12 protein-coding genes and 2 pseudogenes are annotated in these 14,995 nt (G+C 66.5%); 9 read left to right on the top strand and 5 right to left on the bottom strand.

Annotation, left to right across the window (positions count from 1 at the left end):
- Positions 1-9: 9 nt before the first annotated feature.
- Positions 10-846: a class I SAM-dependent methyltransferase gene (locus ACCQ04_RS13320; RefSeq protein ID WP_226427174.1), complete on the top strand. Its 837-nt coding sequence runs from the start codon at positions 10-12 to the stop codon at positions 844-846.
- A gap of 106 nt (positions 847-952) precedes the next feature.
- Positions 953-1,444: an acyl-CoA thioesterase gene (locus tag ACCQ04_RS13315; RefSeq protein WP_104607864.1), complete on the top strand. Its 492-nt coding sequence runs from the start codon at positions 953-955 to the stop codon at positions 1,442-1,444.
- A 197-nt stretch (positions 1,445-1,641) separates the two neighbouring features.
- On the opposite strand, the gene ACCQ04_RS13310 is transcribed toward ACCQ04_RS13315, so the two are convergent.
- Together ACCQ04_RS13310 and ACCQ04_RS13305 are read right to left on the bottom strand one after the other, a co-directional pair.
- Positions 1,642-2,391: a C40 family peptidase gene (locus ACCQ04_RS13310; protein WP_016903983.1), complete on the bottom strand. Its 750-nt coding sequence runs from the start codon at positions 2,389-2,391 to the stop codon at positions 1,642-1,644.
- Between the two features lie 109 nt (positions 2,392-2,500).
- Complete coding sequence (locus ACCQ04_RS13305) at positions 2,501-3,082, bottom strand: C40 family peptidase (RefSeq protein WP_039512201.1); 582 nt, start codon at positions 3,080-3,082, stop codon at positions 2,501-2,503.
- 73 nt (positions 3,083-3,155) lie between these two features.
- Here ACCQ04_RS13305 and ACCQ04_RS13300 point away from each other — a divergent pair, with 73 nt between their 5' ends.
- From ACCQ04_RS13300 to ACCQ04_RS13270, 7 genes and pseudogenes are all read left to right on the top strand, one after another.
- Positions 3,156-3,635 (top strand): FKBP-type peptidyl-prolyl cis-trans isomerase, encoded by a 480-nt coding sequence (locus tag ACCQ04_RS13300; protein WP_024939526.1) that lies wholly within the window; start codon positions 3,156-3,158, stop codon positions 3,633-3,635.
- 216 nt (positions 3,636-3,851) lie between these two features.
- Positions 3,852-5,096, top strand: coding sequence for a DUF418 domain-containing protein (locus tag ACCQ04_RS13295; RefSeq protein WP_226427173.1), 1,245 nt, complete (start codon positions 3,852-3,854; stop codon positions 5,094-5,096).
- A gap of 7 nt (positions 5,097-5,103) precedes the next feature.
- Positions 5,104-6,354: an NAD(P)/FAD-dependent oxidoreductase gene (locus ACCQ04_RS13290; RefSeq protein ID WP_226427172.1), complete on the top strand. Its 1,251-nt coding sequence runs from the start codon at positions 5,104-5,106 to the stop codon at positions 6,352-6,354.
- Positions 6,351-7,721 carry a glutathione-disulfide reductase gene (gene gorA, locus ACCQ04_RS13285; protein ID WP_046343417.1) on the top strand — a complete coding sequence of 457 codons (1,371 nt, stop codon included), beginning with the start codon at positions 6,351-6,353 and terminating at the stop codon, positions 7,719-7,721. The genes ACCQ04_RS13290 and gorA overlap by 4 nt, the downstream gene beginning before the upstream one ends.
- Before the next feature lie 467 nt (positions 7,722-8,188).
- Positions 8,189-8,596, top strand: a complete 408-nt coding sequence (locus tag ACCQ04_RS13280; RefSeq protein ID WP_184625414.1) for an MGMT family protein — start codon at positions 8,189-8,191, stop codon at positions 8,594-8,596.
- A 40-nt stretch (positions 8,597-8,636) separates the two neighbouring features.
- Positions 8,637-9,335: a rhomboid family intramembrane serine protease gene (locus tag ACCQ04_RS13275; protein ID WP_026064941.1), complete on the top strand. Its 699-nt coding sequence runs from the start codon at positions 8,637-8,639 to the stop codon at positions 9,333-9,335.
- A 445-nt stretch (positions 9,336-9,780) separates the two neighbouring features.
- Positions 9,781-9,927: pseudogene (locus tag ACCQ04_RS13270) on the top strand (rhomboid family intramembrane serine protease); the annotation flags it as partial.
- 212 nt (positions 9,928-10,139) lie between these two features.
- Here the strand turns inward: ACCQ04_RS13270 and ACCQ04_RS13265 are convergent.
- The 3 genes and pseudogenes from ACCQ04_RS13265 to ACCQ04_RS13255 all read right to left on the bottom strand — a co-directional run bounded on the left by ACCQ04_RS13265 (position 10,140) and on the right by ACCQ04_RS13255 (position 14,818).
- Positions 10,140-12,152 (bottom strand): M13 family metallopeptidase, encoded by a 2,013-nt coding sequence (locus tag ACCQ04_RS13265; protein ID WP_226427171.1) that lies wholly within the window; start codon positions 12,150-12,152, stop codon positions 10,140-10,142.
- Between the two features lie 171 nt (positions 12,153-12,323).
- A pseudogene (locus ACCQ04_RS13260) lies at positions 12,324-12,575 on the bottom strand (M13-type metalloendopeptidase); the annotation flags it as partial.
- A 140-nt stretch (positions 12,576-12,715) separates the two neighbouring features.
- Positions 12,716-14,818, bottom strand: a complete 2,103-nt coding sequence (locus ACCQ04_RS13255; RefSeq protein ID WP_054591555.1) for a M13 family metallopeptidase — start codon at positions 14,816-14,818, stop codon at positions 12,716-12,718.
- Positions 14,819-14,995 lie beyond the last annotated feature (177 nt).

Genomic DNA, 14,995 nt, shown 5'->3' with positions numbered 1-14,995 from the left:
CTGCCGCCGATGCGCGCTGGATTTCCCACGCTGCGCGACCGCCTGCAGCAACTGCCCGAGTTGCACTGCGTCGACGGCGTGTTGGTGCAGCGGTCGTTGGCCGACGACCCGTTCGAGCAGCAGTATCTGCAGGTTCGGCGCAAGGAAGGCCGGCTCTACACCGATGCACAGGTGCGCAGCCTGCCGCGTCCCGGCGGCAAACTCGGCGCCAGTCTGGAATGGCAGGTGCGTGCGCTGTCCAGCGCCTTGCTGGTCCAGCACCTGCGCGCGCAGGCAGGCGAGGGCGCCATTGCCGAACTGGGCTGCGGCAACGGCTGGCTGTCGCAGCTGCTGGCGCAGTCGCTGCAGCGCGACGTCTGCGGCATCGACGTCAACCGTACCGAGCTGACCCAGGCCGCGCGCGTGTTCGGCCACGACCAGCGCCTGAGTTTCATCGCCGCCGACATCCAGACCCTGGCGCTGCCACGCGATCTGTTCGACGTCATCGTGATCCCGGCCTGCATCCAGTATTTTGCCGACCCTGCGGCATTGGTCGTGCGCCTGCTCGCCCAACTACGCGACGGCGGCGAGCTGCACATCCTCGACAGCCCGCTGTATGCAGATGCGCAAGCCGCCAACGCAAGCGCCGCGCGCAGCCTGCGCTACTTCACCGAACTGGGCGTTCCGGCGCTGGCCGCGCACTACCACCAGCACACCTACGCCAGCTTCGAGCGCTTTGTGGTGCAGCGACTGTTCGACCCGCGCCGCCCGGGTGCGCGCCTGCGGCGGATGCTCAGGATGAAACAACCCCACTTTCCGTGGCTGTGTCTGCGCAGGCAGGACAACCTGGATGCGCTGCGTTCCTGAGTGAAGCGTCGGCCCTGCCGGACGCGGCGTCAGGCGTTTGCCTCGGGCGCGCTCACGTCCCACCCGCATGGCACACTGCCAGCTCATCCATTGACGGGGGCGGGCGGTGATTGGCCAACAGCGTGATCTGACATTTCGTTTTCTGGCCGAGCCCAGCGACGTCAACTTCGGCGGCAAGGTGCATGGCGGCGTGGTGATGAAGTGGATCGACCAGGTCGGCTTTGCCGCAGCCAGTGGCTGGAGCGGGCATTACTGCGTCACCGTGGCGGTGGGCGGCATCCGCTTCGTGGCGCCGGTGCGGATCGGCGATCTGGTCGCGGTGTCGGCCAAGCTGGTCTACACCGGACGCACCAGCATGCACTTCGCCATCGATGTGCGAGCGCGCAGCCCGATGGGCGGCGACTCGCGGCTCTGCACGCATTGCATCATCGTGTTCGTGGCCATGGACCCGGATGGTGTCACGCCGGTGGAAGTGCCTTCCTGGCGGCCGGGCACGCCCGAGGATCAGCGCCTGGCCGAATACGCGCTCAAGGTGATGGAACTGAGCAAGGGCATCGAGGACACCATGGCGCATTACCAGGCCGACACGGCGCGGTAACCGGTGCTGCGCGGGTGGGGCACGGCTGGTATCCCGCGGTCGCCATGCAGGGCGCGAGGAGGCTGGCCGCACTTGCCGCCCAGCGTTAGGCAATTGATCGTGTTGCTCACTCAGTCACGTCGGGCAACAGCGTCGCAAAAAAAAAGCCGCGGGATCTCCGCGGCCTTTCTGTCGTGCAGTGGATCAGCTGCTCGGGATCACAGCACCCGACGTGCCTGGATGAACTTCTCGCTCCAGTAACCGCTGGCCAGCGAATCCACGCGCACGTCCTTGCCGCGGCTGGGCGCGTGCAGGAACTTGCCATCGCCGACCACCAGACCCACGTGGTCGATGCGACCACGCCTGCCGAAGAACACCAGATCGCCTGCCTTGAGCGCGTTGGGGTCCTTGATCAGTTCAGCAGATTCGTCGCGTGCGATGTCGCGCGACACGCGCGGCAGGTCGATGCCCAGAGCGGTCTTGAACACATAGCCGACCAGGCCGCTGCAGTCGAAACCTTCGGTGGACTCGCCGCCCCAGACGTACGGGGTGCCGAGCAGGGCCATGGCGCGTTGCAGGATCACCTGCACACGGCTGTCAGCCACGGCGTTCTGGGCAGCATTGGCTGCGCTCTGGGAGACGTCGTAATTGGCCAGCAGGCGGCTGAGGTCACCGGCGAACATCGCCGAGCGGTCCATCAGCGGAATGGCGTCGTTGGCGGCCAGGTGCGGAAGCAGGGCGGCCAGTGTTGCGGTGGCAGCGGCGTCGGCGCGGCTGCGGGTTGCGGCTTTCTCGGCGGCGACGGCGCTGTCTGGCGTGGTCGTCTGCGGAGCGGATGCGGTGCCGTTGGCGGTCTGGGCCAGGGCGGGTAGGGCTGCGAGCCAAAGAGCGGTGGCGCATAGCAGGCGGAGCGGTTTCCGGGGCGGAAGCGGTGCGGCGCCAGTGTTGATCTGTTCGTCGTTCGTCACGCGGGAATCACAATTCTGCTGTCGATGCGGGATGATGCCTTGGTGAAAGAATCGTTACGTTCAAAAAAGGTTAAATTTCCGTTTTATGAAATGTGATGCGCATCACATATCAGGGCAAAACCCGTTTTGAACCTGAATAATGGTCACGCCAGTAGGCGCCATCCAGGAAATCCAAGCGGACGGTACCGCCGGTGTTCGGAGCATGTACGAAGCGGCCTTCACCGACATAAATGCCGACATGGGTCACGTTGCCACTGGAGCCGAAGAACACCAGGTCGCCGGTGGTCAACTGCTCCGGAGGGATGCGCGGGCCCTGCACCGCGGCCAGCTCCCGCGAGGTGCGTGGCAGCGACAGTGCCAGCACATCCTTGTAGACATAGGTGACCAGCCCGCTGCAGTCGAAGCCGGTTTCCGGCGTATTGCCGCCGAAGCGGTACGGCGTGCCGACCAGGCCCAGCGCACGCATCAGGATGTTGTTGGCGGCAGCCGGGTTGGACGGCGGCACCTGTGGCCAGACACGCGGTGCCGGTGGCGGGGTGGCGGCCGGTCGACGGACCGGCGCCTGTGCGCAACCGCCCAGCAGCACGAGCAGGCCCAGCAACGAACTGGCCGCGGCGCGGCGGGCGCGGGCGGCGAAAACTGGCGTGATATGCATGGAGCCGGGATAATGGGCGGTTCGAAAGGTCGCCATGATGGCGGCGCACCCGGCGGCCGACAAGCCGTCCTCCACCGTCTGCCACCGGGCAGCCTATCCAGAGCCAGGCATGAAGATCGAAAAAGACAGCGTCGTCCGCTTCCACTACACCGTTTCCGAGCTCGGCCAGGAGCCGATCGAGAGCTCCAAGGAGCGTGACCCGTTGGCGATCATGATCGGCCACGGCAACATCATTCCGGGCCTGGAAGCGGCCATGATGGACAAGGAAGCCGGCGACAGCTTCGGCGTGGACGTCAAGGCCACCGAAGCCTACGGCGAATACCGCGAAGGCCTGAGCCAGCGCGTGCCCAAGAAGCACTTCGGCGCCACCAAGCTGGTCCCGGGCACCCAGGTGGTGCTGCAGACCAACTTCGGCCCGCGCGCAGTGACGGTGCAGAAGGTCGGCATGAGCGTGGTCGACGTCGATCTCAATCACCCGATGGCCGGCAAGGACCTGCACTTCGACGTGGAGATCATCGAGGTGCGTGAAGCCACCCAGGAAGAGCGCGACCACGGGCATGTGCATGGCGAAGGCGGCCATCACCACTGAGCGCAGTCGTCACGCGGCCTGTGTGGCAGGCGGACCGATGCGGGCAACCTGCAGGATCGGCATGCACCGCACGGTGATGCCGGCTTGCACGCGCCGATCGTGTGTGTGTGACCAGCGTCGGCTGGATGTGTTTCCGCGGCCCGCCATCTCGGCGGGCTGTTTGCATGTTACGCGCCGCGATCGCCGCGATCGCCGCGCAGCGCTGCCCGAGCTGAGATGACCCCGCGCGATCCTTTGCTGCCCATCGCAATCAGCGAGCGAATCGCGGTGCTCGACGTGCTGCGCGGTTTTGCGCTGCTGGGCATCCTGCTGATGAATATCGAAGCCTTCGTCGGCCCGCTCGATCTGGCGGTCACCGGCGTGGAGCCGCATTGGCACGGCGCCGACCGGGTTGCCGATGCGCTGGTGTACCTGCTGGTGCAGGGCAAGTTCTATACGCTGTTCTCGTTGCTGTTCGGCATGGGGTTTGCGGTGATGGCGCAACGCGCCGCGCAGGCCGGGCGCGGGTTGTTCGGTACCTATCTGCGTCGTACCGTCGGGCTGCTGGTGATCGGGCTGCTGCACGCACTGCTGCTGTGGTCCGGCGATGTGCTGGTCACCTACGCCTTGCTGGCCTTGTTGCTGCTGGCCACGCGCTCGGTGCCGACGGTGACGCTGCCGTGGTTTGCCGCGCTGGTCTACTGTTGCGCGCCCGCGTTGACGCTGCTGTACGGCGTCGCAGGCACCTTGACGCAGCTCGATCCGGCGGTTGCCGTGGAATGGAAGGCCGCGATGGCCGATGCGGCGCAACAGGCGGCAGCGAACGTGCAGGCGCAGCGCGCCGCCTTCGGGAGCGGCAGCTATGCGCAGGCCACGCTGGAGCGCTGGCACGACCTGCAGCACGCGATGACCGGGCTGAGCATCAATGGCCCGGCGATGCTCGGCATGTTCCTGCTGGGCAGCTGGTTTGTGCGCAGTGGCGCGATCGCCGCGCCCGAGCGCTTCCCGCGCCTGTTTCGGGCCCTGCGCTACTTGGTGCTGCCGCTCGGGCTGGGCGTGATGGGGGTGAGTTACGCGCTGGAGCCGTGGATCGATCCGGCGCGGCTGGATCTGCGCTTGTCGGGTGCGTTCGGGTTGTCGCTGATTGCCGGCCCGCTGATGAGCCTGGGCTATGCGGCCTGGGTGGTGCGCCTGGCGCCGCGCCTGGCCTGGCTTGCGCCTGCCGGACGCATGGCGCTGAGCAACTACCTGCTGCAGTCGCTGGTGTGCACGTGGATCTTCTACGGTTACGGGCTGGGCTATTTCGAGCAGCTGCCGCGCGTATGGCAGCTGCCGTTCGCGCTGGCGCTGTTTGCGTTGCAGGTGGTGCTGAGCCAATGGTGGTTGCGCTGGTTCCGCTTCGGGCCGATGGAATGGCTATGGCGCAGCGTGACCTATCTGCGTGTGCCGCCGATGCGCCGCAGCGACGCGCGCGTGGGGTAGTGCGCACATGAGCGCCGCGCCTGTCGATGTGGTGGTGGTCGGTGCCGGCGCCATTGGGCTGGCGACTGCGCTGGCACTGGTCGAAGCGGGCCGGCAGGTGCACGTGCTCGACGCCGGCGCGGTGGGTGCGGCGACGTCCTACGGCAACTGCGGCACCATCACGCCGAGCCATGCGCCGCCGCTGGCAGCGCCGGGCATGATCGCGCAGGCGCTGAAGTGGATGCTGACGCCGGACGCGCCGCTGTATATCCGGCCACGTCTGGACCCGGCGCTGTGGCGCTGGTTGCTGCAGTTCGCGCAGCGCTGCAATACGCGTCACTGGCAGGCCAGCGCGCAGGCGCGCGCGGCGTTGCTGGGCGATGCGCGGCAACGCTTCGACGACTGGGTCGAGCGCTATGCGCTGGACTGCGAATTTCGCAGCGATGGGCTGGACTACGTGTTTGCCGATCCGCGCCGCTTTGCGCACTATCGCCACGAGTGCAACGTGCTTGCGCAGTGGGGTATCCAGGCCGAAATGATCGACGGTGCCGACTACGTGCGCCAGGATCCGGCATTCCGCGCGGGCATTGCCGGTGCGATCCATTTCCCCGGCGATGCGCATCTGCGCCCGGAGCGTTACACCGCAGAACTGGCAAGAGTGCTGCGCGCGCGCGGTGCGGTGATCCATGCGCAGTGCCGCGTCGATGCGGTGGTGCCGGACGCACGTGGCGCGTGCGTGCACACCGCGCGTGGGCGACTGCAGGCGCGCGAGGTGGTCATCGCAACCGGCCCATGGTCGCCGCTGCTGGCGGCGCAACTGGGCTTGCGTCTGCCGGTGCAGGCCGGCAAGGGCTATTCGATCACCTATACCGCCCCGGCGCTGATGCCGCGTCGCCCGGTGGTGCTGAAAGACCGTTGGGTGTTCGTGGTGCCATGGCGCGATCGTCTGCGTATCGGTAGCACGATGGAATTCTCCGGGCACGACACCCACCTCAACCCCACGCGCCTGGCGGCACTTGAGCGCGCAGCGGCCGATTATCTGCATGCGCCGGCCGGTCCGGCCGTGATCGAGCGCTGGTATGGATGGCGGCCGATGACCTGGGACGACGTGCCGGTGCTGGGCGCGGTGCCGGGCCGTCCTCACGTCTGGCTCGCAGCCGGACATGGCATGCTCGGCATCAGCATGAGCACTGCAAGCGGACAACTGATGGCCGACCTGATCACGGGCCGCGCACCTGCGCTGGACCCGCATCCCTACCGGGCGGAGCGCTTCGCATGAGTGCCCGGTACGACTACGACGTGGTGATCCTGGGAGGCGGCTCCGGTGGACTGGCCGCTGCGTTTCGCGCGGCCAAGTATGGCGCGCGCGTGGCGATGATGGAGCCGAACGAATTGGGCGGCACCTGCGTCAATCTCGGCTGCGTTCCGAAGAAGGCGATGTGGCTGGCGGCCGATCTGGCCGGCAAGATCGAGCTGGCCGGGGCGCTGGGTTTCGATGTGCCGCGACCGACCCTGGCGTGGCAGGAACTGGTCACCCACCGGCAGGGCTACATCGGCAACATCCACGCCAGTTATCGGCGCCGCCTCGACGAAGATGGCGTGGTCATGATTCCGCAGCGCGGTGTGTTGCAGGATCGCCATACCATCATGGGCGGCGACGGCGTGCCGGTGACCGCCGAGCACATCGTGATCGCCACCGGTGCGCATCCGCTGCGCCCGGACATCGAAGGTGCCGAGCACGGTGAGGTGTCCGACGATTTCTTCAATCTCTGTCATGCGCCCGCGCAGGTGGCGATTGTCGGCGGCGGCTATATCGCGGTGGAGATCGCCGGCCTGCTGCAGGCGCTGGGCAGCCGGGTGCATCTGTTCGTGCAGGGCGAGCGGTTGCTGGAACGCTTCGATGCCGAGCTGACCCTGCAACTGGCCGACAACCTGCGGCACCTGGGCGTGCGCCTGCATTTCGGGTTTTCCACCACCGGCCTGGAGCGCGATGCAGAAGGCAGGCTGCGCGTGCATGGTCATCCCGCGCACCCCAGCGAGCAGGGCAACGACGTCTTCGACAAGGTGTTTTTCGCCACCGGCCGGCGCGCCAACACGGCGGGGCTGGGTCTGGAAGAGGTCGGGGTGCGCCTGGGCGACAAGGGCGAGGTGGTGGTGGACGAAGGCCAGACCACCAGCGTGCCGAACATTCATGCCATCGGCGATGTCGGCGGCAAGGTCGGACTGACGCCAGTGGCAATCGCGGCGGGACGCAAGTTGATGGATCGCCTGTTCGGCAAGCAGCCGGATGCGCGCATGGACTACGAAGGCGTGCCGAGCGTGGTGTTCTCGCATCCGCCGCTCGGGCAGGTCGGACTGACCGAGGAGCAGGCGCGCGCGCGGCATGGCAGCGCGGTGCGCGTCTACCGCAGCAACTTCCGCCCAATGTTGCACGCGCTGGCCGACGCGCCGCAGCGCAGCCTGTTCAAGCTGGTCTGCGTGGGCGAACAGGAGCGCGTGGTCGGCGTACATCTGCTGGGCGAGAGCGCCGACGAAATGCTGCAGGGCTTTGCGGTGGCAGTGAAGATGGGTGCGACCAAGCGCGACTTCGACGAGACCGTGGCGATCCATCCCACCTCGTCGGAAGAGATCGTGTTGATGCACTGATGCATTGGTGCGGCAGTTGTGACCGGGCCGACGAGGGCATCAGCGCCCTGCCGGATGCAGGGACTGGCGTCGGCCCCTGCGTGTCACAACTTGCGGCAGCCCCGCGCAACACTGCACACCACTCCTGCACCCGACGTAAGTGCGCTTGACGCAGGCCAGGGCCCTGCAAGCAAACGGATCAAAGCCCCTCTCCCCTCGGGAGAGGGGTTGGGGTGAGGGTTTGGTAAAGTGATGCATCACTCAACTGCCGATCTTCCGTCCCAGCCGGCCATGCCTCATCCGGCCATGCGTGGAAGTTGACCGCGCTTCTTGTCCGCCGTGCCTCGTGCCGCCCGAACCCTCACCTCAATCCCGCTTCGCGCTGTCAGCCAAGGCGCGTCAAGACACGCGCACCGAGAGCGCGCAAACACTGCCTCCTCGCTCGGACGGAAGAGGGATTTCAATCCCATAGCTGGCATCCTTGCGCGATGTCCAAGCCCCGCAAACCAACGACGCGTCGATCCACCGATCCATCTGCGCCTGCCGCCTCCAACGCCGAGCTGCTCTCCGGCGAACAGGCGCGGCTGCGCATTCTTGCGGCGATTCGTGCAATTCCTTCCGGCCAGGTTGCCGGCTATGGCGAGGTCGCACTGCGCGCCGGCCTGCCCGGGCGGGCGCGGCTGGTGGCGCGCGTGCTCAGCGGCAACGATGATCCGCAGCTGCCGTGGCACCGGGTGCTGCGCAGCGATGGCCGGATCGCGTTGCCGGAAGGCTCGTCCGGCTACCGTGAGCAATGCCGGCGGCTGCGTGCCGAAGGCGTGGTGGTCGAGCAGGGCCGGGTGCGCCGTGCCAGTGCCGCGCAGCGGCTGGATGCCGCCGTGTGGGGACCTTCATAAGCCTGCCGTTATGATGGTTGGCATTCCGAAGGATGCCGTCATGCCCCAACTGCCGCCCGTCACCAAAGCGTTGTTGATCGCCAATATTGGCTTGTTCCTGCTGCAATGGGCACTGGGCGACCTCGGCGCCGGCGTGCTGCCCTCCGATGCGGCGCTGTCCTCGTTGATGCTATGGCCGATTTCCAATGGCTTCGATGCGTTCTCGCCCGGCGCCAGCTTCATGCCGTGGCAGTTGCTGACCTATGCGTTCCTGCATGGCGGTTTCAACCATCTGTTCTTCAACATGCTGGCGCTTTTCATGTTCGGCGCGGCGCTGGAGCAGACCTGGGGGCAGAAGCGCTTTCTGACCTATTACCTGGTGTGCGTGGCCGGTGCCGGCGTGTGCCAGTTGCTGATGGCCTGGTTCACCCAGAGCGGGGCGCCGGTGGTGGGGGCGTCGGGCGGGGTGTTCGGTCTGTTGCTGGCCTACGGAATGCTGTTCCCCAATCAGCGGGTGATGCTGCTGTTTCCGCCGATCCCGATGAAGGCACGCACCTTCGTGATCGTGTTCGGTGCAATTGAACTGTTCCTGGGTGCGACCGGCTGGCAGCCGGGCGTGGCCCATTTTGCGCATCTGGGCGGCATGCTGTTCGGCTGGTTGATGATCCGCTACTGGCGCGGGCAGTCGCCGTTTGGCGGCAGCGGCGGCAGGAAGGGTGGTGGCAAGGGGCGCAAGCCGCCGCTGCGTGTGGTGCGTTGAAATAGTCGCGGTGTGGCGGCAGATCCACGCTGATCCGTAGGAGCGGACCCGGCCGCGATGAGGCGTTACCGGTAGGGCTTCATCCCGGCCGGGGCCGCTCCTACCGAGCGTGCGTTTTCAGGCAAGCAGCGGATTGATGACGGGCAGCCGGGCGAGGCCCCTTTGCGCATCTGGACGGCATGCTACTTGGCTGGCTGATGATCCGTTATTGGCGCGGGCAGTCGCCGTTTGGCGGCAGCAGCGGCGGCAGGAAGGGTGGTGGCAAGGGGCGCAAGCCGCCGCTGCGTGTGGTGCGTTGAGGTAGTCGCGGAAAGGCAGATCCACACTGATCCGTAGGAGCGGACTCGGCCGCGATGAGGCGTTACCGGTAAGGCTTCATCGCGGCCGGGGCCGCTCCTACCAAGCGTGCGTTGTCAGGCAAGCAGCGGATGGATGACGGGCAGCCGGGCGAGGCCCCTTTGCGCATCTGGGCAGCATGCTGTTCGGCTGGCTGATGATCCGTTATTGGCGTGGGCAGTCGCCGTTTGGCGGCAGCGGCGGCAGGAAGGGTGGTGGCAAGGGGCGCAAGCCGCCGCTGCGTGTGGTGCGTTGAGGTAGTCTCGGAGAGGCGGATCCACGCTGATCCGTAGGAGCGGCCCTGGCCGCGATAGGGCGTTACCGATAACGCCTCATCGCGGCCGGGGCCGCTCCTACCAAATGTTGGGATGGACTAAATGCCAGGCACAAAAAAAGAGCGCGGAGTACGCGCTCTTTTTTATTGCCTGCCACTGCGTGTTGATTGCCAGTGACTTCCTGGCGCTTGACTCAGCGCCAGATCTTCAATTGCTCGGCATCCACGCGCTGCATCGGCTGGCCGGCCTTGCAGCTGAATGCCGCACCGAACTCCGGCAGGTTGGACAGCGGGCCGTTGGTGCGCCACTGGCCCGGCGCCCGGATGTCGGCGCTGGCACGCTGCACCGCTTCGTTCGGCGACAGCTGTTGGGCCCACAAACCGGCCCAGGCGGTGAAGAATGCCTGCTTGTCGGCCTCGGTGGCCGCTGGCTGTGGCTTGCTGAAGGCCTGCCAGGCCAGTTCGACGCCGGCCAGGTCGGCCAGGTTTTCTTCGGCGGTCTGCGCACCGTTGACCTTGACGTTGGGCACGCCCGGGTAGGGGTAGGCACCAAACTGGCTGGCCACCTTGCCGGTCAGCATGGTCCAGCTGCTCTTCTCGGCCGGCGTCCACCAGCTGCGCAACTCGCCCTTGGCATCCACCAGCGAGCCCTTGGCGTCGATGGCACGGGTCATTTCGTGGGCGACCAGCGCGCCGTAAGCGCCGTACTGCGCGGCCGGGGTGCTGCCGGCGGTGAGCACCGGTGCCTGCAGCACGGCGGCGGTGATGATCAGGCGGTTCTGTGCGATGTCGTAGGCCACTGCCGGCTGCTGCGGCAACACGTCCCAGCGACGGTCGGCGTTGCCCTTGCCGATGCGCTTCATCTCCTCGCGGTGACGCCAGGTCGAGGCGATCAGCATGTTGCCGCCGAAGCTGCCGCGACCCATCGGCTGCACGGTGTAATCCAGATCGCGACGCGGTGCGCCGACTTCGATCTTCATCGCCGCCAGCTTGGCCTTGGCTTCGGCGATCACTTCACCGTTGCCCCAGCCGGTGCGCTCCAGCGCGGCCAGCTGCGCGTCGCGTACCTGGTCGGCGATCGCTTCGGCCTGGCGGCGCGTGTCGCTGCTCAGGTAACGCGCCACGTATTCGCGGCCGAGCATTGGGCCGGCGGCGATATTGATCGCGTCCAGCACCTGCTGCCAGCGCTGCGGCGGCAGCGCATCGCCACGCAGCAGACGGCCGCGGAACTGGTACTCGGCATCGTGGAAGCTCTTGGACAGGTACGGCGCCATCGCATCGCCCACGCGCCAGCGCAGATAGGCCTTCCACTGGTCCGGCTTGATGCTGACGATCATGCTGTCGAGCTGCTTGAACATGGCCGGGTCGGCCATCGACACCAGGTCGTCCTTGACGCCCTGTGCCTCCAGGAAGTCGGCCAGGCGCAGATTCTTGTACTGCTTGGTCAGCTCCTTGGTGGCGATCGGGGCGTAGTTGTTGAACGGGTTGTTGATGCCCTGCACCGACTGCGCACTGCGCGCCAGCGCGGTCTCGATCTGCAGCACCGAGGCGGCATCGGCGTCGAGCCTGTCGGCCGGGGTGCCGGTCAGCGCCAGGATCTGCTTGACGTAGGCGCGGTAGCGGCCCATCAGCGCCTGGGTGTCGGCGTCGGTGCGGGTGTAGAACGCCGGGTCCGGCAGGCCCATGCCGCCCTGCATGAAATACCCGATGTGGCGATCCAGCGCCTTCAGGTCCACGTCGGGGCCGAAGTTGAAGCCGACCGGGATGCCGACCTGATGCAGTGCTGCGATGGAAGCGGGCACATCCTTGGCCTTCTTGATCGCGTCGATGCGCGACAGCAAGGGGGCGATGGGGTTGGAGCCGTCCTTCTCGACGGAGGCCTCGTCCAGGCCGCTGGCCCAGAAGTCGCCGAGCAATTTCTGCACGTTGCCCTGCGGCGCCTTCATCGACGCATCCAGCAACTCGCGCTGCTGCTGCAGTGCGCGCTCGGACAGCTGGCCCAGCGCGGTGACGGCACCGGCCTGCGGCACCGGGTTGGCCTTGAGCCAGCCGGCATTGGCGTAATCGTAGAAATCGGTGCAGGCCGCCGACACGGCCGGGGCCTTGGGAGCGGCCTTCTTCTTGCGAGCGGCGTCGGCGTCGGGGGCGGACAGCAGCGTGATCAGGCTGAAGCCAAGAGCGAGGGCAAGCGGACGAATGGTGGGCATCGAGAAGAAGGGTGGCCAGATTGAAGTCGGCGGAGTTTAGCAAGGCTGCGCCCCGTGCAGGCGAGCGCGAGCTGCCGTCGATCCTCGGTGCCGGCCGCTTGCATGAACGCGACAGGCCCGCGGGTGCGGGCCTGTGCGTGTTGCGATCGAGCTGAAAGCGCTTGCAGCCGCCTACCAGATCACCACGCGGTCTTTTTCGGCACGCACCATCGGAGCACCTGCCTTGCATACGGAGGCCTGTGCGAAGGACGGCATGTTCGAAGGGACGGCAGTGGCACGCAGGCTGCCGGGCGCATGCGGGCCCGGGGCCAGATAGACCAGTTGCTGCTGCTCGCGGATCTGTTCGCGCCAGTTGCGCGCAAAGCCCGGGAAGAAGTGTCGTTCCGGGCGGTATCCATCGATCGTCAGCGCGTGTTCGGGGTGGCGGCTGGATGCAGTGACGGCGATGGCGATGCATGTGGCCGGCCGTGATTTCCCCGCGGACGCAACAGAAAAACCGAAGGAAAAAAAAACGGGCGACGATCTTTCGATCGCCGCCCGCCCGAACTACCGCACTTGCGCAATTACCAGATCACGACCTGCTGATCGCCCTGACGCACCATCGCATCGCCGGCCTTGCACGAGAACGCGGCGGCAAACGCCGGCATGTTCGACGGCGCACCGATGGCGCGGAAGTTGGCCGGCGCGTGCGGATCGGTCTTCAGGCGCACCACCAGTTCTTCCGGAGTGAAGTTGCGGCGCCACACCGTGGCCCAGTTGAGGAAGAAGCGCTGGTCACGGGTGATGCCGTCGGTCTTGGGGTCGTCCTTGCCGGCGGTGGCGGTCTTCATCGCGTCGTAGGCGGTGTTGAGGCCGCCCAGGTCGGCGATGTTTTCGCCCAGGGTCAGGTCGCCCTTGACCTTGTCGCCGGCCGGGGTGCGATAGCCGTCGAACTGCGCGACCAGCTTGCCGGTGCGTGCCTTGAAGGCGTCCAGATCCTTCTGCGTCCACCAACCCGGATCGGCGATGAAGTTGCCATCGGCACCGAAGCGGCTGCCCTGGTCGTCGTAGCCGTGGGTCATCTCATGCCCGATCACCGCACCGATGCCGCCATAGTTCATTTCCTCCGGCGCATTCGGGTCGAAGAACGGCGGCTGCAGGATCGCGGCCGGGAACACGATCTCGTTCTGCAACGGGTTGTAGTAGGCGTTGACCGTCTGCGGGCTCATGCCCCATTCGGTCTTGTCCACCGGCTTGCCGATCTTGGACAGGTTCCACTTGTAGTTGTACTCGGACGCGGCCATCACGTTGCCCAGGTAGCTGTCGCGACTGGTGTTCAAGCCGTTCCACTCGCGCCACTTTTCCGGGTAGCCGATCTTGGGCGTGAAGCTTTCCCACTTGGCGATCGCCTTGGTCTTGGTCTCCGGGCTCATCCAGTCCAGCTTTTCGATGCGGGCCTTCAGCGCGGTGCGCAGATTGGTCACCAGGGTTTCCATCTTGGCCTTGGAATCTGCCGGGAAGGCAACCTTGACGTACATCTGGCCCAGCGCTTCGCCGGTCTGGCCATTGATGGTCGCCAGCACGCGCTTCCAGCGCGGCTTGATCTGCTTCTGCCCGCGCAGGGTCTGGTTGTAGAACGCGAAGTTCTCATCGACGAACGGCTGGCTGAGGAACGGCGAGGCACCATCGACGGTGTGGAAGCGCAGGTAGGCGCGCCAGATCGCCGGATCGGTGTCGGCGATCATCTTGCTCACTTCCTGGTGGAAGGCCGGGATCGCCAGCGAGAACATCTCCGGCGTGGCCACGCCCTGCGACTTGAAGAACTCGGTCCACGACCAGTTGGGGGTCAGCTTGTCGGCATCGGCCGGCGAGATCGGGTTGTAGGCCAGCGAGGCATCGCGCGACATCTGGGTGCTGGTCTTGGAGACCTTGGCCAGACGTGTCTCGAACGCGACCACCTGCTTGGCCTGCGCGGCGGCATCGGCCGCGGCCACGCCGGACAGTTCCAGCACCTTGGCCACGTGCGCCTGGTAGGCCTCCAGCTTGGCCTTGTTGGCGGCGCTGGTGTAGTACTCCGGATCCGGCAGGCCCAGGCCGCCCTGCATGGCATAGGCGATGTTCTGGCTGGATTTCTTGAAGTCGGCCTCGGCGCCGAAGCTGAAGAGCTCGTTGTTGCCCTTGGCGGCGCTGCTGCGCAGATAGTCGACCAGCTTGGCCTGGTCGTTGATGGCGTCGATCGCGGCCAGTTCCGGCTTCAGCGGCTCGATGCCCTGGGCGTTGATCTTGGCCTCGTCCATGCCGGTGGACCACAGGTCGCCGACGATCTTTTCCACGCCGGTGGCGCTGGTGTCGGCCGCGGCCTGTTCGACCAACTGCTGCTGGATCGCATTGGAACGCTCGTCGAGCATCTCGAACGCGCCCCAGCTGGTGCGATCGCTCGGCACCGGGTTGGCGGCCAGGAACTTGGCGTTGGCGTACGCATTCAAATCCGTGCAGGCGTTGCCGTTGGTATCCAGGTCGGCGGCGGTGAACTGGTTCACGGCCGGCAGCTTGCTCTGGTCCAGGGTCAGCGCCTTGGGAGCCGCCGGGGTGGTTGTGGCGGTATCGGCCGCGGGCGCGGCCGGCGCGGCGTCTTCGGATTTCTTGCAACCGCTCAGCGCGGCGGCCACGGCCAGGGACAGGGTCAACAAATGAGGTGTACGAATCACAAAGGGCTCCAGGAGCAGATGTGGGAAGCCCCGTCGCCGGGGCTGTGGCCGGCACTCTACGCCTCGCCAGCCGGATGGCATGGTGTCGAAGGTCATGGGTGCGGCATGTGTAGGTGAACCGGCCCGACGGTGTCCGGATGGGCGGCAGTCCTGCGC

Origin of the sequence: Xanthomonas sp. NCPPB 2866 (genome assembly GCF_041475745.2) — a bacterium.
In the GTDB taxonomy this organism is placed as follows: Bacteria; Pseudomonadota; Gammaproteobacteria; order Xanthomonadales; family Xanthomonadaceae; genus Xanthomonas; species Xanthomonas arboricola.
The sequence above is the reverse complement of the archived record's forward strand: the minus strand, read 5'-3'. Positions and strand labels throughout refer to the sequence as shown.